Source organism: Algoriphagus halophilus (assembly GCF_041729275.1).
GTDB classification, from domain to species: Bacteria; Bacteroidota; Bacteroidia; order Cytophagales; family Cyclobacteriaceae; genus Algoriphagus; species Algoriphagus halophilus_A.
The window spans coordinates 3750373-3770000 of sequence record NZ_CP146486.1; the positions used below are offsets into that span (position 1 = coordinate 3750373).

General features: G+C 38.6%; 18 protein-coding genes and 5 pseudogenes. 16 read left to right on the top strand and 7 right to left on the bottom strand.

The window, feature by feature from the left end:
- Positions 1-6: 6 nt before the first annotated feature.
- From V8V91_RS20080 to V8V91_RS20095, 4 genes and pseudogenes are all read right to left on the bottom strand, one after another.
- Positions 7-459: a hypothetical protein gene (locus V8V91_RS20080; protein WP_373396923.1), complete on the bottom strand. Its 453-nt coding sequence runs from the start codon at positions 457-459 to the stop codon at positions 7-9.
- A 58-nt stretch (positions 460-517) separates the two neighbouring features.
- A complete protein-coding gene (locus V8V91_RS20085) occupies positions 518-1003 on the bottom strand; it encodes a DUF5723 family protein (protein WP_373396924.1) in 486 nt (161 codons plus the stop codon).
- Positions 1000-1356 carry a hypothetical protein gene (locus V8V91_RS20090; protein WP_373396925.1) on the bottom strand — a complete coding sequence of 119 codons (357 nt, stop codon included), beginning with the start codon at positions 1354-1356 and terminating at the stop codon, positions 1000-1002. The genes V8V91_RS20085 and V8V91_RS20090 overlap by 4 nt, the downstream gene beginning before the upstream one ends.
- A 46-nt stretch (positions 1357-1402) precedes the next feature.
- Positions 1403-3410: pseudogene (locus V8V91_RS20095) on the bottom strand (thiamine pyrophosphate-dependent enzyme).
- Between the two features lie 370 nt (positions 3411-3780).
- Here V8V91_RS20095 and V8V91_RS20100 point away from each other — a divergent pair.
- The 11 genes and pseudogenes from V8V91_RS20100 to V8V91_RS20150 all read left to right on the top strand — a co-directional run bounded on the left by V8V91_RS20100 (position 3781) and on the right by V8V91_RS20150 (position 14154).
- Positions 3781-4251 (top strand): hypothetical protein, encoded by a 471-nt coding sequence (locus tag V8V91_RS20100; RefSeq protein ID WP_373396926.1) that lies wholly within the window; start codon positions 3781-3783, stop codon positions 4249-4251.
- Positions 4223-4384, top strand: a complete 162-nt coding sequence (locus V8V91_RS20105; RefSeq protein WP_373396927.1) for a hypothetical protein — start codon at positions 4223-4225, stop codon at positions 4382-4384. Before V8V91_RS20100 ends, V8V91_RS20105 begins: the two co-directional genes overlap by 29 nt.
- Positions 4378-4761, top strand: coding sequence for a hypothetical protein (locus tag V8V91_RS20110; RefSeq protein ID WP_373396928.1), 384 nt, complete (start codon positions 4378-4380; stop codon positions 4759-4761). The genes V8V91_RS20105 and V8V91_RS20110 overlap by 7 nt, the downstream gene beginning before the upstream one ends.
- Before the next feature lie 273 nt (positions 4762-5034).
- Complete coding sequence (gene rimO, locus V8V91_RS20115) at positions 5035-6348, top strand: 30S ribosomal protein S12 methylthiotransferase RimO (RefSeq protein ID WP_373396929.1); 1314 nt, start codon at positions 5035-5037, stop codon at positions 6346-6348.
- A gap of 457 nt (positions 6349-6805) precedes the next feature.
- Positions 6806-7063 (top strand): hypothetical protein, encoded by a 258-nt coding sequence (locus V8V91_RS20120; protein ID WP_373396930.1) that lies wholly within the window; start codon positions 6806-6808, stop codon positions 7061-7063.
- Positions 7032-7526 (top strand): hypothetical protein, encoded by a 495-nt coding sequence (locus tag V8V91_RS20125; RefSeq protein ID WP_373396931.1) that lies wholly within the window; start codon positions 7032-7034, stop codon positions 7524-7526. Before V8V91_RS20120 ends, V8V91_RS20125 begins: the two co-directional genes overlap by 32 nt.
- A gap of 5 nt (positions 7527-7531) precedes the next feature.
- The gene (locus V8V91_RS20130) at positions 7532-8059 is read left to right on the top strand and encodes a hypothetical protein (protein WP_373396932.1); all 528 of its coding nucleotides are present in this window, start codon (positions 7532-7534) and stop codon (positions 8057-8059) included.
- A gap of 218 nt (positions 8060-8277) precedes the next feature.
- Positions 8278-9440, top strand: a pseudogene (locus V8V91_RS20135) (hypothetical protein).
- A 94-nt stretch (positions 9441-9534) separates the two neighbouring features.
- A pseudogene (locus tag V8V91_RS20140) lies at positions 9535-10529 on the top strand (adenosine kinase).
- 223 nt (positions 10530-10752) lie between these two features.
- The gene (locus V8V91_RS20145) at positions 10753-12081 is read left to right on the top strand and encodes a M16 family metallopeptidase (RefSeq protein ID WP_373396933.1); all 1329 of its coding nucleotides are present in this window, start codon (positions 10753-10755) and stop codon (positions 12079-12081) included.
- Positions 12082-12108: 27 nt separating this feature from the next.
- Positions 12109-14154 carry a M16 family metallopeptidase gene (locus V8V91_RS20150; RefSeq protein ID WP_373396934.1) on the top strand — a complete coding sequence of 682 codons (2046 nt, stop codon included), beginning with the start codon at positions 12109-12111 and terminating at the stop codon, positions 14152-14154.
- A 43-nt stretch (positions 14155-14197) separates the two neighbouring features.
- Here the strand turns inward: V8V91_RS20150 and V8V91_RS20155 are convergent, their stop codons facing one another.
- The 3 genes and pseudogenes from V8V91_RS20155 to V8V91_RS20165 form a co-directional block, all read right to left on the bottom strand.
- Positions 14198-14659 (bottom strand): hypothetical protein, encoded by a 462-nt coding sequence (locus tag V8V91_RS20155; RefSeq protein ID WP_373396935.1) that lies wholly within the window; start codon positions 14657-14659, stop codon positions 14198-14200.
- Entirely contained in the window at positions 14656-15363 is a 708-nt protein-coding gene (locus V8V91_RS20160; protein ID WP_373400761.1) for a hypothetical protein, read from the bottom strand. The genes V8V91_RS20155 and V8V91_RS20160 overlap by 4 nt, the downstream gene beginning before the upstream one ends.
- A gap of 30 nt (positions 15364-15393) precedes the next feature.
- Positions 15394-15830, bottom strand: a pseudogene (locus V8V91_RS20165) (M61 family peptidase); the annotation flags it as partial.
- Between the two features lie 136 nt (positions 15831-15966).
- Here V8V91_RS20165 and rpmH point away from each other — a divergent pair.
- From rpmH to V8V91_RS20190, 5 genes and pseudogenes are all read left to right on the top strand, one after another.
- A complete protein-coding gene (gene rpmH, locus V8V91_RS20170) occupies positions 15967-16125 on the top strand; it encodes a 50S ribosomal protein L34 (protein ID WP_074226946.1) in 159 nt (52 codons plus the stop codon).
- An 82-nt stretch (positions 16126-16207) separates the two neighbouring features.
- Positions 16208-16564, top strand: a complete 357-nt coding sequence (gene rnpA / locus V8V91_RS20175) for a ribonuclease P protein component (protein ID WP_373396936.1) — start codon at positions 16208-16210, stop codon at positions 16562-16564.
- An 84-nt stretch (positions 16565-16648) separates the two neighbouring features.
- Positions 16649-18217 (top strand): S41 family peptidase, encoded by a 1569-nt coding sequence (locus V8V91_RS20180; protein ID WP_373396937.1) that lies wholly within the window; start codon positions 16649-16651, stop codon positions 18215-18217.
- On the top strand, positions 18217-18912 hold the full coding sequence (gene tsaB / locus V8V91_RS20185) for a tRNA (adenosine(37)-N6)-threonylcarbamoyltransferase complex dimerization subunit type 1 TsaB (protein WP_373396938.1): 696 nt from the start codon (positions 18217-18219) through the stop codon (positions 18910-18912). Before V8V91_RS20180 ends, tsaB begins: the two co-directional genes overlap by 1 nt.
- Positions 18909-19417: pseudogene (locus V8V91_RS20190) on the top strand (DUF2480 family protein). Before tsaB ends, V8V91_RS20190 begins: the two are co-directional and overlap by 4 nt.
- The last annotated feature ends 211 nt before the right edge of the window (positions 19418-19628 follow it).

Genomic DNA, 19628 nt, shown 5'->3' on the forward strand with positions numbered 1-19628 from the left:
TCTTCGTTACTGTTTCTTGTAAAGAGGGACTTTTAAACCTATATAGAGGTCTGTACTACTGGAAGTCTTACTCATTAAATTGGTAAAAATTGAGCCCGACCCCAAAATTACCGGACCTGCTCTCAATCCAAGTCCCCACGATACTTGGGAATTGTATTCTCGAAAACCTATAGGTGAATACACACTTAACCATTTGGCTTCAAATCGAGGAGTAATCGTTAATGTGTTGATGATTTTGCTGACTGGGATTTCACCATCTTTTAAAATGGCGATGGAGCCATGGGCACTGACATAAAATTTATTGTTTATTGCATAGTCCCCAAATACCTGAAGGGCGGTGGGTAAACTTAATTTTACTTTATCTAATGTTTCAACGCTGGAAAAATTATCCTCCAACACTTGCTCAAGGCTCTTGTTTTCAAATTCAATTGCGTTGATGGTGGCATTTAAATTATACAAAAAACGAGGGAGGTTTCATACTTAATATTACCTAAATCTGAAACAGATGCTCCTATTTTCAGTTTGTATGGAGAACTTTTATACCATTATTTTCACCTTTTCGAAATTCATAAACAAATCCAATATCCGCTCCAAAGCCTGAAGTGATTTCAGAAAAACTTGTCTCCTCTGAATCAAATCCTGCGGTGTATCCAAAATTCATGTTGCCCGAAGTTGTCAATGACCTTACACCTGCTTCGAATTGCGCACTTAGTGTATTACTACTTCCATAAATTCCACCTGCACCAAAGAGGTACTTTAAAGTAATTCCCCCCTTTAAAAGATGATTTTTATCTTCCCAAATTATTCTCCCATAAGTACCTCCAATTTCACCCCAAGCATGAACAATCCCTGAAAGATTATTCATATCTACGTTAAAGCTTTCTTCAGTTTCGCCTGTAGTACTGATTTTATATAAATCTCCACCAATATTATGGAGGTTGAAAAATGCTCGTGCCCTAGTGGTTAACGCAATACTATTTTTTCCACTTTTTCCGATATTCAATTGAAATGAGGGGCCAAGAAGGTCAATGTTTCCAAAAAATTGTTGTCATCCTGAGGAGAAGTGGAGACATCGGTTTCTAAATAAAAACCATCTTTGAATTTTTCAATGTCACTAAAATTGACATTCAGGTAATCACTCCCAACAAAACCACTTCCTGATAAAATATTGATGTCTAAGCCCATTTTGGAGCCGGCTACATTGGCAGGATTAAAAATAACAGATTGAATTCCTGCTCGATTATCGATCTGACTTCCAATAAATGACTGTGCTTGGGTCTTTGAATAAACACAAAGAACACCCATCATTATAATTGCTTTTAAAAACCGACTGGACATCATAGAATAATTGCTCAAAAAGATAAATATCCTTAGATTCAACGAACTAGAAAAGGGAATTCAACTAAAATGTAATCAGGTCATTTAATTTTTTCCTAAATCTCTCTACTGGCAAAAACTGTTTTTCAAGATTAGGAGAAAAAGGAACAGGAGTATCCAAGCTTCCCTCCCGCATAACTGGGGCATCTAAATAGGTGAAACAATGCTCAGAAATCCATGCACAAATCTCTGCTCCTATGCCACCCGTCAAACAATCTTCCTGCAAGAAGATTACTTTGCCTGTCTTTTTTACAGTTTCTCTCACTGCTTCTTTATCCCAAGGCAAAAGCGTTCTGAGGTCTAAAATATCTGCATCTATTTCTAGTTCAGAAACGGCTGCTGTTGCCCAATGGACCCCCATACCATAAGTAATAATAGAAACTTGGTCTCCTTTCTTGATAAGGTTCGCTTTTCCAATTTCTACTGTATAATACTCATCAGGTATGGATTCACTGATGGATCGGTAAAGTCCTTTATGCTCAAAATACAAATATGGATTTGGGTCTTCGAAAGCAGCATTGAGTAGACCTTTGGCATCGTATGGATTGGAAGGGTACACGATCTTTAAGCCAGGTGTATGAAAAAACCAAGCTTCATTGGATTGGCTATGAAATGGCCCTGCCGCCATTCCTGCGCCTGTAGGCATTCGGACTACCACATCCGCTTGTTGCCCCCATCGGTAATGTATTTTTGCCAAATTGTTGACAATTTGGTTGAATCCTACAGAGACAAAGTCCGCAAACTGCATTTCCACCATGGCTTTGTATCCATTGATAGCCAATCCTAAGCCTGCTCCAATAATAGCGCTTTCGCACAAAGGTGTGTTTCTGACACGTTCTGCTCCAAACTCTTTTTAAAACCATCTGTGATTTTGAAAACACCTCCATATTCTCCAATATCTTGACCCATTAAAATTAGTTTTGGGAATTTTATCATGGATTCACGAAGACTGTCACTGATCGCATCAACCAATCTTTTTCGGAGGTAGGAGCTCCTTTTTTAGGATTTACAACTTCTTGAATAAAGGGAGCATAGACATCCTGTAATTCAAATTCCAAAGAAGGCGAAATCGGAGCTTCTTCAAAAGCGATTTCCAGTGCATCGTTGATCTCCTTTTTTACTTTTTTATTGATTTGATCTTTGACCTTCTCAGATAGGATTCCAGTTTCCTCGAGATAGTTTTCGTAATTTTCTACCGGATCCAATTTGCTCCAATTCTCCATCAGTTGAGAGGGGACATATTTGGTTCCAGAGGCCTCTTCATGCCCACGCATCCGGAAAGTGATTGCTTCTACTAAAATTGGTCTTGGGTTTTTCCGTATATCCTCCGCAAGCTTTAGGATGGTGTCGTAAACTTCCAAAACATTATTTCCCTGTACTCGAATGGCCTCCATTCCATAACCTGGTCCCTTTTCAGTAAAATTCTTAAAGGCAAACTGCTCTTCGCTCGGCGTTGATAATCCATATCCATTATGTTCTACCAAGAAGATGACCGGGAGTTTCCATACTGCAGCTACATTCAAGCCTTCATGAAAATCACCTTCCGAACTTGCTCCATCTCCTGTAAACACGAGGGTGACTTTCGGTTCATCCGAGAGCTTATGCGCCAGCGCAATTCCATCGGCAATCGCCATTTGAGGCCCTAAATGAGAAATCATACCTACGATGTGATGATCTAAGCTTCCAAAGTGAAAGGAACGATCACGCCCCTTAGTAAAGCCAGAAAGCTTCCCTTGAAATTGGGCGAATAGTCTTTCCAAAGGGATGTCTCTCCCAGTAAAAATACCCAAGTTTCGGTGCATGGGCAAAATGAACTCCTGAGAATCAAGTGCATGGACAGCCCCTATAGAAATAGCTTCTTGTCCCCAGCCACTAAACCATTTGGAGATTTTTCCTTGGCGAAGAAGAATGAGCATTTTTTCTTCAATCCTTCTAGGTTTGATTAAAGATTCATAGAGTGAAAGGAGAAATTCGTCAGAATAGTTTTTCTTGTCAAAAGTCAGGCAAGGTGCTTGATTGGTTGCTGTTTCCATGGTCATTGGATTTCCTATCTAAGGTACAGGATGGCATGAATTCACCAAAGTTTCTTTCCAAGCATTTGCATAAAAAATGCCCCGAAAATTATTCGGGGCATAAAAAATAAATGCAAGGAGTTAAAAAGTGTTTGCTGTATGTTTCAAAATTAGGAAATGGATTTCTCCTACTACGAAATGATGCGTTAAGGTTCTTTTATCAAAAAGTTAAATCCGTAATTTATGGGTAATATTGGGGCGGTTTTAATAGTGATTATTGGGTAAATTCCTGAATTTGAGCTGTAGAATAAAGTGATAACAGATAACATAAGGATAAATCCCGCTCAGAAGCATTGTTGCGGACTTTGCATTTTTGAATTATCTTAAATCCATGAGAATCAACCTGACCCTACTTAGCATCTTTTTATTGTCCATTTTCTCAGTTTGTTCTTTTGCTCAGTCAACGAGGAATACCAAGGTGGAAATAAAAGGAAATCAATTTTTGATCAATGATCAGCCCACCTATCCAGGAAGAGTTTGGAAAGGAAATAAAATAGAAGGCTTACTGATGAACTCAAGAATGGTTCAAGGAGTATTTGATGACCTCAATCCAGAAACCATCGAAAACTGGGAATATCCTGATACTCAAATTTGGGATCCGGATAGAAATACTCGGGAGTTCGTAGAACAGATGCCCATTTGGAAATCCTATGGTCTTCTTTCCTTTACGATCAATCTACAGGGGGAGTCCATTTGGGTATTCGCAAAACCAACCTTGGATCAATTCGGCATTTACGGAAAAAGGAGAATTAAGAGAAGCCTATTTCAATCGATTGGAAAAAATACTGGACAAAGCCGATGAACTGGAAATGGTACCCATTGTGGGATTATTTTACTTCGGTCAGGATGAAGGTCTTCAGGATGAACAAGCGGTAATTCATGCCGTGGAAAATGCGGTGGACTGGATTTTGAAAAAGGCTATCAAAATGTGTTAATTGAAGTCAATAATGAATGCAATGTCAGGTATGACCATGAAATCCTACAGCCCGACCGAGTTCATGAATTGATTGATTTGGTGAAAAATAGGAGGTGGAATGGACGCCGATTACTAGTGAGTACCAGTTATGGGGGAGGTACGGTGCCAAAAGAAAATGTGGTCCAGTCAGCCGATTTTATTTTGCTTCATGGGAATGGGGTGAAAGATCCTAAAAACATTACCGCCCAAGTGGAAGCCACAAGAAAGGTAAAGGGGTATGCCAACCAGCCTATTGTATACAATGAAGATGATCATTTTGAATTTGATCAGGAACTGAACAACTTTACCGCTGCTACCGCTGCTTATGCTTCTTGGGGATTTTTGATTATCGGATGAAGGATGAGGGATTTGAAGCAGGTTACCAAAGCGTACCAGTTGATTGGGGAATCAACTCCGAACGGAAAAAGAATTTTTGAGCTACTCAAAGAGATCACAGGGTATTGAATGAATTTAAAATAGATAATTAAAAATCAGTACCCTGGACTTCTTACAAGTTAAGTGCTTCAAGCTTAAGTTCATTTGATTGCTCAAATTCTTAAATTTTAAATTCAAAAAAGTACAGAGCTACTTTTTTGCCTACCTTTGCAGCTTCAAAAATGAAGGAAATCCGTGAAAGCTAGAACTCTTAAAAAAGACAAGGTTAATATCATTACCATGGGTTGCTCCAAGAATCTGGTAGATTCGGAAGTGCTACTCACCCAACTCAAAGGGAATGGGATCAATGCAAGTCATGAATCCAATGCCGATGATAATAATATTGTCATCATCAACACCTGTGGGTTTATTGACAATGCAAAGCAGGAGTCGATTGATACGATTTTACAGTATGTCGATGCCAAAGAGCAAGGCTTAGTGGATAAAGTATATGTAACGGGATGTCTTTCTCAGCGCTACAAAGATGATTTGGAGAAAGAGATTCCTCAAGTGGATGCATTTTTTGGAACCCGTGATCTTCCAGCCATATTGAAGAAGTTCAAAGCAGATTACAAGCATGAATTGGTAGGGGAGAGATTATTGACTCATTCGTCTCATTATGCCTACATGAAGATTTCTGAAGGCTGTGATAGACCGTGTTCTTTTTGCGCGATTCCATTAATGCGTGGTGGTCATATTTCAAGACCGATTGAGGAATTAGTAAAAGAGGCGGAGCACAAAGCGGCTGGAGGCACAAAGGAATTACTACTGATAGCACAGGATTCAACCTATTATGGTTTGGATCTGTATAAAAAGAGAAATCTAGCAGAATTGATGCGCAGGCTTTCTGATGTGAATGGTATTGATTGGATTCGACTTCATTATGCCTATCCAACAGGCTTCCCGATGGACGTCATCGAAGTGATGAAAGAGCGTGATAATATTTGTAATTACCTAGATATTCCGCTTCAACATGGCTCTACAGAGGTATTGAAAGCCATGCGCAGAGGTACCACACGTCAGAAGCAAGAGGATTTGATTCATAGTATTCGTGATATTCTTCCTGATATCGCAATTCGAACTACCCTAATTGCTGGCCATCCAGGAGAGGGAGAGAAAGAATACCAAGAAATGGTGGATTTTGTCGAGCGAATGAAATTTGAACGCTTAGGAGTCTTTACCTATTCTCATGAAGAGAATACGCATGCCTTCTCTATGGAGGATAATATTCCGCAGGAAGTGAAGCAAGAGCGGGCAAACCACCTGATGGAGATTCAGGAGCAAATATCTTTTGAATTGAATCAGGATAAAGTCGGAAAGACGTTCAAAGTTCTAATAGATAAGAAAGAAGGCGGGCATTTCGTAGGCCGTACAGAATATGATTCAGTAGAAGTGGATAATGAAGTCCTGATCGATGCATCGAAACATTATTGCCGAGTGGGAGATTTTGTCCATGTGAAAATCAACGAGGCGACAGAGTTTGATTTGTATGGAGATGTAGTCGAATAGGCAGAATCCCGCTTCCTAAAAAACGGGGTAATAATTGTTATGCTGCTTCTCTAGAAGCAGCATTTTTAGTTTTTAGTTAAATTGTAATTTTCTCCAAAAGCAGCAGGAAAAATAAATTATGTTGATTTTAGTCGGATTAATCCTAATTGGAATAGGTGTTTATTTATACCGAAAGGTTATTCTTCCAGATAAAGTGGGCTTTCACAAGTTTAATTACGGGCATAAATTCAAGAGAAATACTATTATCTACTGCTTAATGACATTAGGTGGGATCACAGTAATAAGAGAAATAATCATTTGGATTTGGTTTTAGCTTCATTTTAGCCTTGGTTTTGTAGAAGCAGCATAACGTGTAGTAGAAAACCTTCATAGAGAAATGTCGTAACTTATTAACATTAAGGTGTTTTAAATACTGAAAAGAGTTTTTTAATTTAAATCTTTTTAAAACCTTATCCCCATGGTAAACATAGTTCTTTCCATCCTTTTGAGTTTCTTATTACAGACTCCAGAGGAGCAAGCATATTTTTATTTCGGGAATGATAATCTCATTGGAGTAGGTAATCTGGTCGAGGGAAAAAATCAGGAGAATGGAAAGTTTATTCCAAAGCCAACCCAGTTTTATCCAATGATTCTAATTTTAACGAAGCGGATCCTGATGTCTTCAAAAATATTTCAATCAGGAGATGCCTGCTTATGTAATCAATTTTATAAATGATGTCCCTGATGGGATTTTTCAGGAAAATTATCCTAGTGGAGCGATTAAAACCCTTGGCATATTTGAAAATGGAGTATTGACAAAGGAATTCAAGGAATTTTATGAAAATGGCGAGCTGGAATACGCCGGGAGATTGGAAAGAGGAAAAAAGGAAGGGGAGTGGCATGAGTATTATGAGAATGGTCAAGTGAAATCATCTATTTCCTATGTTGAAGGATTGGCTGAGGGTGAAGCAGTTTATTATGATTCAGATGGGCGGATAGAGTCGAAACTTTCTTTCTCAAATGGCAAAAAAGAAGGAGTCTATCAATCATTTTTTCAGGATGGTGAACTAAAGGAAAAGGGAACCTTTCAAGATGATGTTCCAACAGGGGAATGGGTATCCTTTGATCCTGATAAAAACATTGAATTCCGTGGAAATCTTGAAGAGGGGTTCGGAATGGGGAATGGATTGAGGAATTAGAGGTTATGATAGGATATTACAGGAAGGGGAATTATGAAAAAGGCCTGAAAGAAGGAAGGTGGTTAGTGAGCGATACCGCAGGAAACCAAGTGCAAGTTGAAAATTATAAAGGAGGAAAGCTTATTTCTGTAATAGCACTCCAGCAAGGAGCAGGGCTTAAAAATGAATATTTGGTCAAGAAGGGGAACGGGCAACTTATTTTTTATGATGATCAAGGCTTTATTAAAGCGAAAGGAAAAGTGTCGAAAGGAGAAATAAATGGAAGGTGGAGCTTCTATTTCCCTGGTTCAGATAGACTTTCCTCCTCAGGAAGAATCGAATCATCGGAACGAATAGGAACTTGGAACTTCTACAGTTTTGAAGGTGAAATCATTGATCAAATAGTATATAAACCAGAATCAAAATTTGTAACTGGTACTAATACAGCAGAGGCTCTTCGAACCAATCATTCAATCCTAAAAAATGGTAATGATGCTCTCGGGACGGCTTATAGCAAGTTCTCAATGTTTGCTCCCTTGAGAACTGTTTATTGATAGTGATTATTTTCGCGATTTGATGGTTCTCCTGAAGCAGCTTTTAAAACATATATGGGTGTCGATTTTAGTTGGATTTGGTTCTTGATTCATTTGTTCCTTCTTCTGGAGAAGCAAGACTGCGAGTCAGGTTATACTACTTCTCCAAAAGCAGTATGACATTTGATTTTTTGCCCTTTCACCTGATCTAGCTAATTTAGCAGACTAAAATCACCTGAATGAAGTTAATCGAAGTAACCACTGCAGCCCATCAAAAGGAATTTATTGCGATGGCTGTAAGGCTTTATAAAAACGAAAAAAACTGGATTAGGCCACTGGATGCTGATATTGAAGGACTTTTTCATCCTGAAACAAACAAACTATTTAGGAAAGGAGCTAAAGCTAAAAGGTGGCTTTTGGAGGATGAAAAAGGGCATACTATAGGAAGGGTTGCCGCTTTCATCAATCCAAAGATGAAAGAAAAACAGCCTACAGGTGGTTTGGGATTTTTCGAATGTATTCAAAACCAAGAGGCTGCATTTTTACTTTTTGACACAGCAAAAGCTTGGTTGGAAAGTGAAGGAATGGAAGCCATGGATGGGCCGATCAATTTTGGGGAGCGAGATAAATGGTGGGGGCTTTTGGTGGATGGATTTTCTGAACCAAACTATAACATGCCTTGGAATTTTGCCTATTATCAGGAATTTTTGAGAATTACGGCTTTCAGATTTATTTCAAGCAATACACCTATATGAGGCCAGTTCAGAATCTTGGTTTTGATGATAAAATGATCAAAAGGGCCAACCAGATCATTGCGGATCCAGATTATGAATTCAGATACATTAAGGGGAAGGAGCTTCAGGAAAAAGCCCCCGAATACTTTAACACAGTGTATAATAAAGCTTGGGCTCGACATATGGGAAAGACCCTTGCTTTAAAAGAAACACAACTGATGTTCTCTAAAATGAAACCTATTTTAGATCCCAAGTTGATCTATTTTGGATTTTACAAAGGAGAACCGGTTTCAATGTTCATCCAAATTCCTGAAATCAACCAGATTTTTAAACATGTTAACGGGAAAATGGATTTACTGGGAAAATTGAAATTCCTTTGGTATAAAACATTCTCTCCACCCAATAAAATGCTGGGTTTGGTATTTGGAGTAGTTCCAGAACATCAAGGTAAAGGGGTAGAAAGTGCGATGATCATTGCTTATGATAAAATGAGCAATCAGCCTTCATTCCCTTATAAGACCATTGAGATGAATTGGATAGGTGACTTCAACCCTAAGATGATGCGTGTTTGTGAACAGTTATTGGCTGAAATCTATAAAACACATCATACTTATCGATATTTGTTTGATAGAACAAAGCCATTTGAACGACATAAGATATTTGATTGATTGCCTCTAGGAATCAAAAAGAAAAGCAACTCGTGAGCTTTGACTGTAGAAGCTCATCAAACTTGAAATTCAAAAAAACTTTCCAACTATAATAATGAAGAAATACGACGTGACGGGCATAGGAAATGCCTTAGTAGATATTGAGTTTAAGGTAACCGACCAATTTTTTGAAGCCAATGGGGTGGAAAAAGGATTGATGACCCTGGTGGATGAGGATAGACAAAATGAACTCATGCAGGTAATTGACACCCAACAAGCAAAAAAGCAATGTGGAGGATCTGCTGGTAATACAGTGATCGCAATTAGTCAATTTGGCGGAAAGAGTTATTATTCATGCAAAGTCGCCAATGATGAGTTGGGGCATTTTTATATGAATGACATGAAAAATGCGGGGGTCAACCATAACCTCAATGAAAGCAATCTAGTGGAAGGGATCACAGGGAAATGTTTGGTGATGGTTACGGAAGACGCGGAGCGTACGATGAACACCTTCTTGGGCATTACGCAGACTTATTCGAAAGAGGATGTGAATGAATCGGCAATTAAAGATCGAAATACCTTTATATAGAAGGTTATTTGATCACTTCCGAAAATGGAAAGCAAGCGATGAAACATGCTAAGAAAATCGCGGAGGAAAATGGTGTGAAGGTGGCTTTGACTTTTTCTGATCCTGCTATGGTCAAGTATTTTAAAGAGCCTATGACTGAGGTGATTGGTGCGAGTGTAGATATGCTTTTCACCAATGAAGAAGAAGCCATGATTTTTACGGGGAAGGATAATCTTTTGGAAGCCAGGGAAGAGTTGAAAAAAGTGGCTAAACACTTTGTGATTACCCAAGGTAAAAATGGAGCCATGATTTTTGACGGTGATACCTTCATTGATATTGAACCCTATGAAACTACGGCAATAGATACCAATGGAGCCGGAGATATGTTTGCGGGGGCATTTATGTATGGTATTACCAATGGACATAGTTATGCTTCCTCTGGTAAATTAGCTTCTATGGCCAGCTCAAAAATTGTAAGCCAATTTGGTCCAAGACTTGAATGGCATCAAGCAAAGGATATTCTGAATCGCTTGAATCCTTGAAAATACAGACCGGGTTATGTTTTTTGACCCGGTTTTTTTATTATTCTTTAACACCAGATGTTTCAAGAATTCAACTATATCTTATTTTTTAGTAGAATGTTTTAAATTAGGGAGCCCTGACAAGAAAATATCCATTTTAGTGTTCGCATTTGAACATTTAAACCTTTTTAATTAAAACTCGATTGAAACAATACACAGAATTTAATAACCCCATCTTTTTACAATGAGAAAATTTACCGCTTTAGGCATGTTGGCCGGAATTCTGAGTATTCCTGCTTTTGCCCAAAACAAAATTGAATTCAAAGAATTTGATTTAGAGAATGGATTGCACGTGATCATGCATCAGGATCAAAGTACACCTATTGTGGTGACTTCCGTTTTGTATCATGTAGGATCCAAAAATGAAAATCCAGAACGAACAGGCTTTGCTCACTTCTTTGAACACCTCATGTTTGAAGGATCTGAAAACATCGAGCGTGGCCAATATATGAATATCATCCAAGGAAGAGGAGGAACCTTGAATGCCTACACATCCAATGATATTACGTATTACTATGAATCTTTACCTTCCAATGAACTGGAACTCGCTTTATATATGGAAAGTGAGCGAATGCTTCATTCAAAAGTGGATGAGACAGGAGTAGAGACTCAACGTGAAGTTGTAAAGGAAGAAAGACGGCAGCGATATGAGAACCAACCATACGGTACGATTCTTCCAGAAACCTTGAAAAGGGCCTATTCCAAGCACCCTTACCAATGGGCACCAATTGGATCTATGGAGCATTTGAATGCTGCTTCCATTGAGGAATTCCAACAGTTTTACAAAGATTTTTATGTTCCTAATAATGCCATATTAACCATTGCAGGGGATATTGATTACAAACAGACAGAGGACTGGGTGAGAAAGTATTTCTCAGAAATCCCTATGGGAAAGAAAGAGATTTATAGGCCTAATGTAAAAGAGCCGAAGAAGACAGAAGAAATCCGAGATGTGATTTATGACAATATTCAGATTCCAGCAGTAATTCAAGCTTATAATCTTCCTCCTAAGACAGATGAAGATTCCTATGCATTATCTATGCTATCTACCTATTTGACTGGAGGAGCCTCTTCTTTGATGACCAAAGAGTTGGTGGATAAGCAACAAAAAGCGTTGGTAGTAGCTGCAATTCCTTTGGAATTGGAAGATGGTGGAATTTTCATCATGTATAGCATTGCGAATATGGGAGTGGAACCTAAAGACCTAGAGTCGGAAATAGATAAATTGATTTTACAAGTTCAAGAAGAAGGATTAAGCGACCAGGATTTCACGAAGCTGAAAAATATTATGGAAAACAATATTGTAAGTAGTAATTCTTCCATGGCAGGTATTGCGGAAAATCTTGCAGAGGCACATGCCATTTATGGAGATGCTAATTATATCAACAAAGTGATGGATGCTTACAGTAAGGTGACGAAAGAAGATATTCAACGTGTAGCGAAGGAGTATCTGGACCTAAAGGGAAGAGTGGTTTTGTATTATCTGCCAAAGGCTCAACAACCAGCTCAATAATTGTTTCACCTAATTACTCCAATTGACATGAAAAAAATAGCAATATCTTTTGTATTAAGTTTTATGATAGCTGCGGTGAGTTTTGCTCAGCTAGATAGAAGCCAATTTCCTAAATCAGGACCTGCGCCGGAGATTAAAATAGGAGAGGCTGAAACCTTCACTTTGAACAATGGACTAAAAGTCTTCGTCGTTCAAAATGATAAACTTCCTCGAGTAGCATTTACACTGGTATTAGAAAGAGATCCTTTATTGGAAGGGGACAAGGCCGGGCTTACGGGTTTTGTGGGAGATATGATGACGGGAGGTACGACCACAAGAACCAAAGACCAGTTGGATGAGGAAGTCGACTTTATTGGTGGAAGTTTGTCAGCAGGTTCTACTTCTATTTTTGCATCTTCCTTGAAAAAGCATCAGTCAAAAATTTTGGAATTAATGGCCGATGTGCTTTATAATCCAGTTTTTCCACAGGAGGAACTTGATAAATTAAAAAAACAATCCCTTACTGCCTTGGCAACCAGCAAAGATGATCCTGGTGCTATTTCTTCAAGGTTGGTCAATGCTATGATATATGGTAAAGATCACCCATATGGTGAAGTGACCACTGAAGAAACCATCAATAATATTACTGTTGAGGATATTAAGAAATACTACGAAACTTTCTTCAAGCCCAATATTGCCTATTTGGCTATTGTAGGAGATATGGATAAGGCTGAAGCTGAAAAAGTAGTGAATGAGTTTTTTGCAAAATGGGAGCCAGGAGATGTTCCAACATTTACTTATAAGACGCCAGAAAGACCGGAAGAAAATGTGGTAGGGTTAGTGGATAGAAGTTCCTCTGTACAAACTAATATCAATATAGTACAGCCTGTGAATTTGAAAATCGGAGATGAGAATTACATTTCAAGTAGACTGGTAAACCAGATTTTGGGAGGCGGATCTTCCTCTAGACTATTTATGAACCTAAGAGAGGATAAGGGCTATACATATGGTGCTTATTCCTCTATTTCCTCAGATAAATTAATCGGGGAGATTTCTGCGAATGCTGCTGTAAGGACAGAGGTAACGGACTCCGCTGTGGTACAATTTATTTATGAATTGGATAGGTTGGTTAAAAGTGGGGTTACAGAAGAGGAATTGGAAAAAGCGAAGTCTAATTTGGCAGGCTCCTTTGGCCGTTCATTGGAGAGTCCTTCGACCATTGCCAATTTTGCATTGAACACAGAGCGTTATAATCTTCCAAAAGATTATTATGCAACCTACCTTCAAAAAATGAACTCCTACACGGTGGAGGATATCAATAAAGCAGCGGTGGATTTAATTCAGCCCGATAAAATGTATATCACAGCCGTAGGGAATGGTTCCGAGATTAAAGACAAACTTGCTCAGTTTGGAGAAGTAAGGATGTATGATAACATGGGAGATCCAGCCAAAGAAATTGAGATGGCTGATGCCAGCATGACTGCTGAAAAAGTGTTGGAAAACTATATTTCTGCTATTGGAGGAGAAGAGGCAGTTTCCCAAATCAAAGCGGCAAAATTAGTGATGGCTGCAGATGTCATGGGCAATGCAGTACAAATAGCGATGACTTTTGATGATGCCAATATGAGATTTGGCCAAAAAACCATGGTGATGGGTAATGTCATGCAAAGTTCTACCATGATGGATGGAAAAGGCTCTATCTCTGCTCAGGGTCAAACGATAGAAATGACAGATGAACAATATGAAGAAGCGAAAATGAATGCCTTTTTTATTCCTGAACTACATTATGCTGCAATGGGATATGCTATCCAATTGGATGGTGTGAAGGATGTGGATGGTACTCCTGCATATAAAGTGATCATATCAAATCCATCTGGAGCCAAAGTGATCAACTATTATTCTGTGGATTCTGGTTTGAAAATCAAAAATGAAAATGAAAAAGCCGGTGATACATTCTATTCCGACTACCAAGAAAAGAATGGTGTATTAATACCGATGTCCTGGACGATGAAATCGCCAATGCTTCCAGTGCCTTTGGAAGCTAAAATTGAAACTTTGCAAATCAATCCTCCGCTGACTGAGACTGACTTTTAATTAATTAAAAAAAGGGCCGAATCAATTCGGCCCTTTTTTTAGTTCATCCATTTTTTCTGATATCAGTCTCTTCAGCTATAGCTAAATTGATTTGAGGAAAATACCTCTCCGTAGACTCAAATGTGAATTCATATTGATTTCCATTCGTACGTTCAACCTTAACTTCAAGGTGAGATACTGATTCTTCAAATGAAATTTGATCTCCTATCATCAGTTTATCAAATGCCGGAGACTCTGGATGGACTTTGACGATTTTATGGTCGTTGGTTAAAACCCCTAGTTTTCCGGCCAAGTGGTCTGGATTTGGTCTTTGGACATATTCTATTCCTAAACAGGTGATTTTTTCTGAGAAGTATGATAATAGATCCTCGTTTCCAGAGATATAACGTTCATAGAAAGTTTTGAAAACTTCCGGTTTTGAAGTTTGGCTTAGGATTAAGTTCCAAAATTCAGGTTGACTGTACCCTTTTCTTGGTTTTCCGAATTGTTGCCAAGCCAATTTCATGACTTGAGGAAAACTGCTTCCCCCTCGATCAGCAGTAAATCCAAACAAAAACAGATCAAGCTTCCGTGTGTATAGATGTTTACTTTTCGGTCGGGGATTCCTGGTTGATAGCCATCTAGCCATAGATCAAAGCTGGATTCTAGGATATTTTGATTCTTCCAACCCAAGTTGTTGACCTCCCTTTGTAAGGTGCTTTCAATCTGTTTCAAAAATACCTCCAGGGAATATACTCCTGATTTCAGCAGGTATAAATCACCCATATAGGTGGTAATTCCTTCTAAGAGCCAACCGGCTTGGGTATAAGTTTCCTTCGAAAAGTCGTAGGGTAAAAGTTCTTTTGGACGGATTCTACAGACATTCCAAGCATGATAAAGCTCATGAGAACTGACTCCTAAAAGATCTTCCATTTTCAGATTTTCTACAAGATCTTTTGCAGGGCCTAACGTAATAACGGTTCCTTTCTGGTGTTCTACCCCATGATAATGTTTATAGGGGAGCAATTGAAAAATAAAATGGTACTGTGATTCGGGGAATTCACCGAAATCCTTGATTTGGGTATCTGTGAATTTTTGAAAATTGTCCAGGAAAGCCTTGATGTCAAAATGAATGGTTCCTTGAATCCAAATATGGAATAATGAACCAGTGCTTACATAAGTCCAATGTTGCACATTATTCGATGCCAATAGGGTAGAATCTACTAGCATTTGGAAGTTTTCAGCGATCCGTTTTCCTTCTTTGTTTTTAGGTATGGTACATACGATTTTTTGAAAGGATGGTAGGTTTAACTCTAATTCAATGAGGTTTTGTGCATGGCTTTTTACTTCAAAACAACTGTTTATGAAATTGAGATATACTTGCTCTTCATCCACCCAGGCCCCACCTGCATCCATTCTTGCGCAGAAAAATTCATATTCCACGAGGTAAGTATGATTTTTTCGGATTGAAAGGCCCAACAATCTTTACTCAGTTTTTGAAATTGGATGTTTTCTTGATTCTGATTTTTGATTTGAAAACTTCGAACGTATTGCGCATAATTGGCCAGTTGATACCGCCCTGCGCGCCATGCGGGCAGTTGAAGCTCAATAGTTTGACTTGAATGGGCTTTAACTTCAAGTTGAATTAATATAAACTGGGAGGCTGGATTGGGACAACTTATTGTATATTTGCACATAATTACCTGGTTAGAGTCTAACAAATGTATAGGGTAGGTTTGTATTTCAAAAAATGCTACTTATCTTTGCAGTCCTTTTTGAGACCTATTCCTCAGAGAGGATATTCAGGAAGCAAATAGATAAAGATATTCGATCATGAAAAGAACATTCCAGCCTTCTCGCAGAAAAAGAAAAAATAAGCACGGCTTTAGAGAAAGAATGTCTTCTGCTAACGGTAGAAGAGTATTGAAAGCCAGAAGAGCAAAAGGAAGACACAAATTATCTGTGTCATCTGAAAAGACATTGAAGAAGTAATTCTTTGAGGTAGTTTTCGTATGTTCACATACGGTTTTACTCCTTGTGATGAATTATAAACTTCCAAAAAGCGAACGGCTTTATGCCGAAAAAGAAATCAAGGAACTTTTTAACGAAGGTTCCTCTTTTTTTATTCCCATTTAAAGTCCAATTTTTTGTTAAAAAGCAGGGGGAACATGGAACCCCAAAGGTACTTTTCTCCGTTTCCAAGAAGAAAATCAAAAAGGCCGTAGATAGGAATTTCATCAAAAGAAGGATGAAAGAAGCCTACAGGCTGAATAAACACCTGCTTTCGACTTTAGATAATAAAGCATTAATTTTAGGATTGATATATGTAGGTCCCAAGGATATGGGATTCCACGATATCCAAGCTAAAACCATCCTAATACTTCACAGATTAGTCAAAGAGCTAAACGCTAACCATTCAGGACATGAATAAAACGCTTAAAAAATCATTACTCGTATTCTTATTGGGTGCAATTGTCCTTTCAGGATTTTTGCATTTACAACCAAGAACGATAAGTTGTTTGCGATCGCAAAGAACATAGATATTTTCGCTACCATGGTTCGGGAATTGGATTCTTATTACGTGGATGAAATTGATCCAGATGAGCTAGTGACTATTGGTATCAATGCGATGTTGGAGGAGTTGGATCCTTATACGACATATATTCCTGAAGAGGAATCCGATGATTTCAGAATGATGACTACCGGCGAATATGGAGGAGTTGGCGCTTTGATCGGCAATAGAGGAGAAGGGAATATTGTCATTATGCCCTATACAGGTTTTCCTGCTCAGTCTGTAGGGATGAAAATTGCTGATCAATTGCTGAAGGTGGATACTGTAGCAGTATCGGATATCCCTACTTCCGAAGTTTCATCTTTATTAAAAGGGCCGGCCAATACAGAAGTATTCGTGCAAGTTAAAAGAGGAGATGATACCCTGAATTTTAATCTGACCAGAAGAAAAATTGTGATCAAGAATGTGCCTTTTTATGGGAAGGTGGATGAGCACACAGGATATATTAAGTTATCTGATTTCACTACCAATGCTTCTAACGAGGTAAGAAATGCATTGTTGGATTTGAAAGGTCAAGGCGTAGATCGTTTGATTTTAGATTTGAGAGACAATCCAGGAGGTTTGGTGAATGAGGCCGCAGAAATTGTCAACTTATTTATTCCAAAAGGGAAAGACATCGTAAAGACAATAGGTAAGCTTGAGAACGTAAACTACACCTATAAAACCAATAAGACTCCGTTGGATAAGGATATTCCATTGGTGGTGTTGATAAATGAAAATTCCGCTTCCGCTTCAGAAATCGTAGCAGGAGCGCTACAGGATTATGATAGAGCAGTGTTGATCGGGAGAAAATCATTTGGTAAGGGGTTAGTGCAAACCACCATACCGCTTTCTTATAATTCCCAAATGAAAATCACTACTGCCAAATATTATATTCCAAGTGGAAGATGTATACAGGCAATAGACTATGCTCAAACAAGGGAAAATGGGGAGATTACTACTGTGCCTGATTCTTTGAGAAAAGAGTTTAAGACCAAAAATGGCAGGGTAGTATTGGACGGAGCAGGTATTGAGCCAGATGAGTTAATTGAAAAAGTGAAATATGCTCCTATTTCATATAGCCTAGTAGCAAGAAGTCACATATTTGATTATGCTACCCAATACGCCCGTTCTCATCCAGAGATTTCAAACCCCTCAGACTTTTCAATATCTGATGAAGAATATGAGCAGTTTGTGAAATGGCTAGATGGTAAAGAGTATGATTATACAACTTATCTGGAAAAATCGGTCGAGGATTTAATTGAGTTGGCAGAAAAGGAGACTTACTATGATGAAATTAAAGCCCAGATAGAAGCCATAAATACGAAAGTGCACCATAGCAAAGAGCAGGACTTAATCAATCATCAAAAGGAAATCAGAAAGATTTTGACTGAGGAAATTGTATCGCGTTATTATTTCCAAGAGGGAATGATTGAAGCGAGCTTGAATGATGATCCTGCAGTGAAAGAGGCTGTAAATTTTCTGTCCATTCCTGAAAAGTACCAGCAGACCTTGACTGCTTCGGCGAAGTAATGATGGCTTTGATTTTATCCATAGAAACATCGACTCCTGTTTGTTCGGTTGCCTTGCATGCGGATGGCGTGTTGCAAGGACTGAAAGAAGTAGATTTACCTGGAGCACATTCTGAGCGCCTCTTAGGTTTGATAGAAGGATTATTGGAGACCTGCCAGGTGAAACTTGAAGAAGTAAACGCAGTGGCAGTGTCAGAAGGGCCTGGGTCGTATACGGGATTAAGAATTGGAGTGTCTACTGCAAAAGGTTTATGTTTTGCAGGTAACAAATCTTTAATAGGAGTAAATACCCTGGCAGCTTTGGCTAGAGGAGCCATGAATGATCTGGATTCCTCAGCAGTGGTGATTTCTATGTTGGATGCTCGGAGGATGGAGGTATATAGGGAGGTGTTTGATGCCGAGATGAATTCTATTGAAAAGTTGGATGCCGAAGTAATTGATGAGTCTTCTTTTAAAAAATATTTAGAAAGAGCTCCAGTATATTTTATAGGAGATGCTGTTGCTAAGGTAAAGGAGGTGATTTCTCATCCCAATGCAGTCTTTTTAGAGAATAGAATTTCGGCCAAACAAGTGGGAGAAATAGCTTGGGAAAAGTTTCAAAAGAATGAGCTGGAAGATCTGGCTTATTTTGTTCCAAACTATTTGAAAGAATTTAAAGTGTTGAAGTCAAAAAAGAATCCATTGTTAATGTCATGAGTGAAATTGTAAACAGGGTAGCACAAAGTACAATTGTGTCTTTGGATTTGGAAGAGTTTTATCCTCGGGAAGAGCGCGTGATTTTTGACTTAAAGCCTTTTTGTATCAAGAATTGGTTTTAAGAGAAAAGGAATTTCGTGCCGCGCTGAAGGAGCTGGATTGGTCCCAGTATCAGGATAAGTGGGTTGCCATACTCTGTTCGGCGGATGCAATTGTTCCAAATTGGGCATTTATGTTAGTGTCTACCTACCTGACTCCGGTTTCAAAAGGATATGCAGTTGGAGACTTAGATGCTTTGGAAGTGATGATTTCTGAAAAATGTTTGGGAGAGTTGGACTTAGATAGGTTTCAGGATAAGCCCGTAATTGTAAAAGGTTGTTCCGATTTTCCTATTCCACTTTTTGCTTATGGGCGGATTGTTTCCTTGGTTCAAAGCAGGGCAAAGACCATTATGTATGGGGAGCCTTGTAGCACGGTTCCGCTTTATAAAAAAGCAAAGTCCTGATTTTTAATTCACTGCAAAAAATATTGTAAAAGTTTGAATTTTTCTTGGGTTCAATGCTTGTGAATTTAGGGAAACAGCGCTATGTTTGCACTCCCAATTGAGAAAAGACTCAACGGAAATTGAAATAAAAAGCAAAGGCGAAAAATAATTTAAAAATTTTTTCAAAGAGGTTATGCGGATTAAAAAAAGCTTCTTACCTTTTGCACTCCTT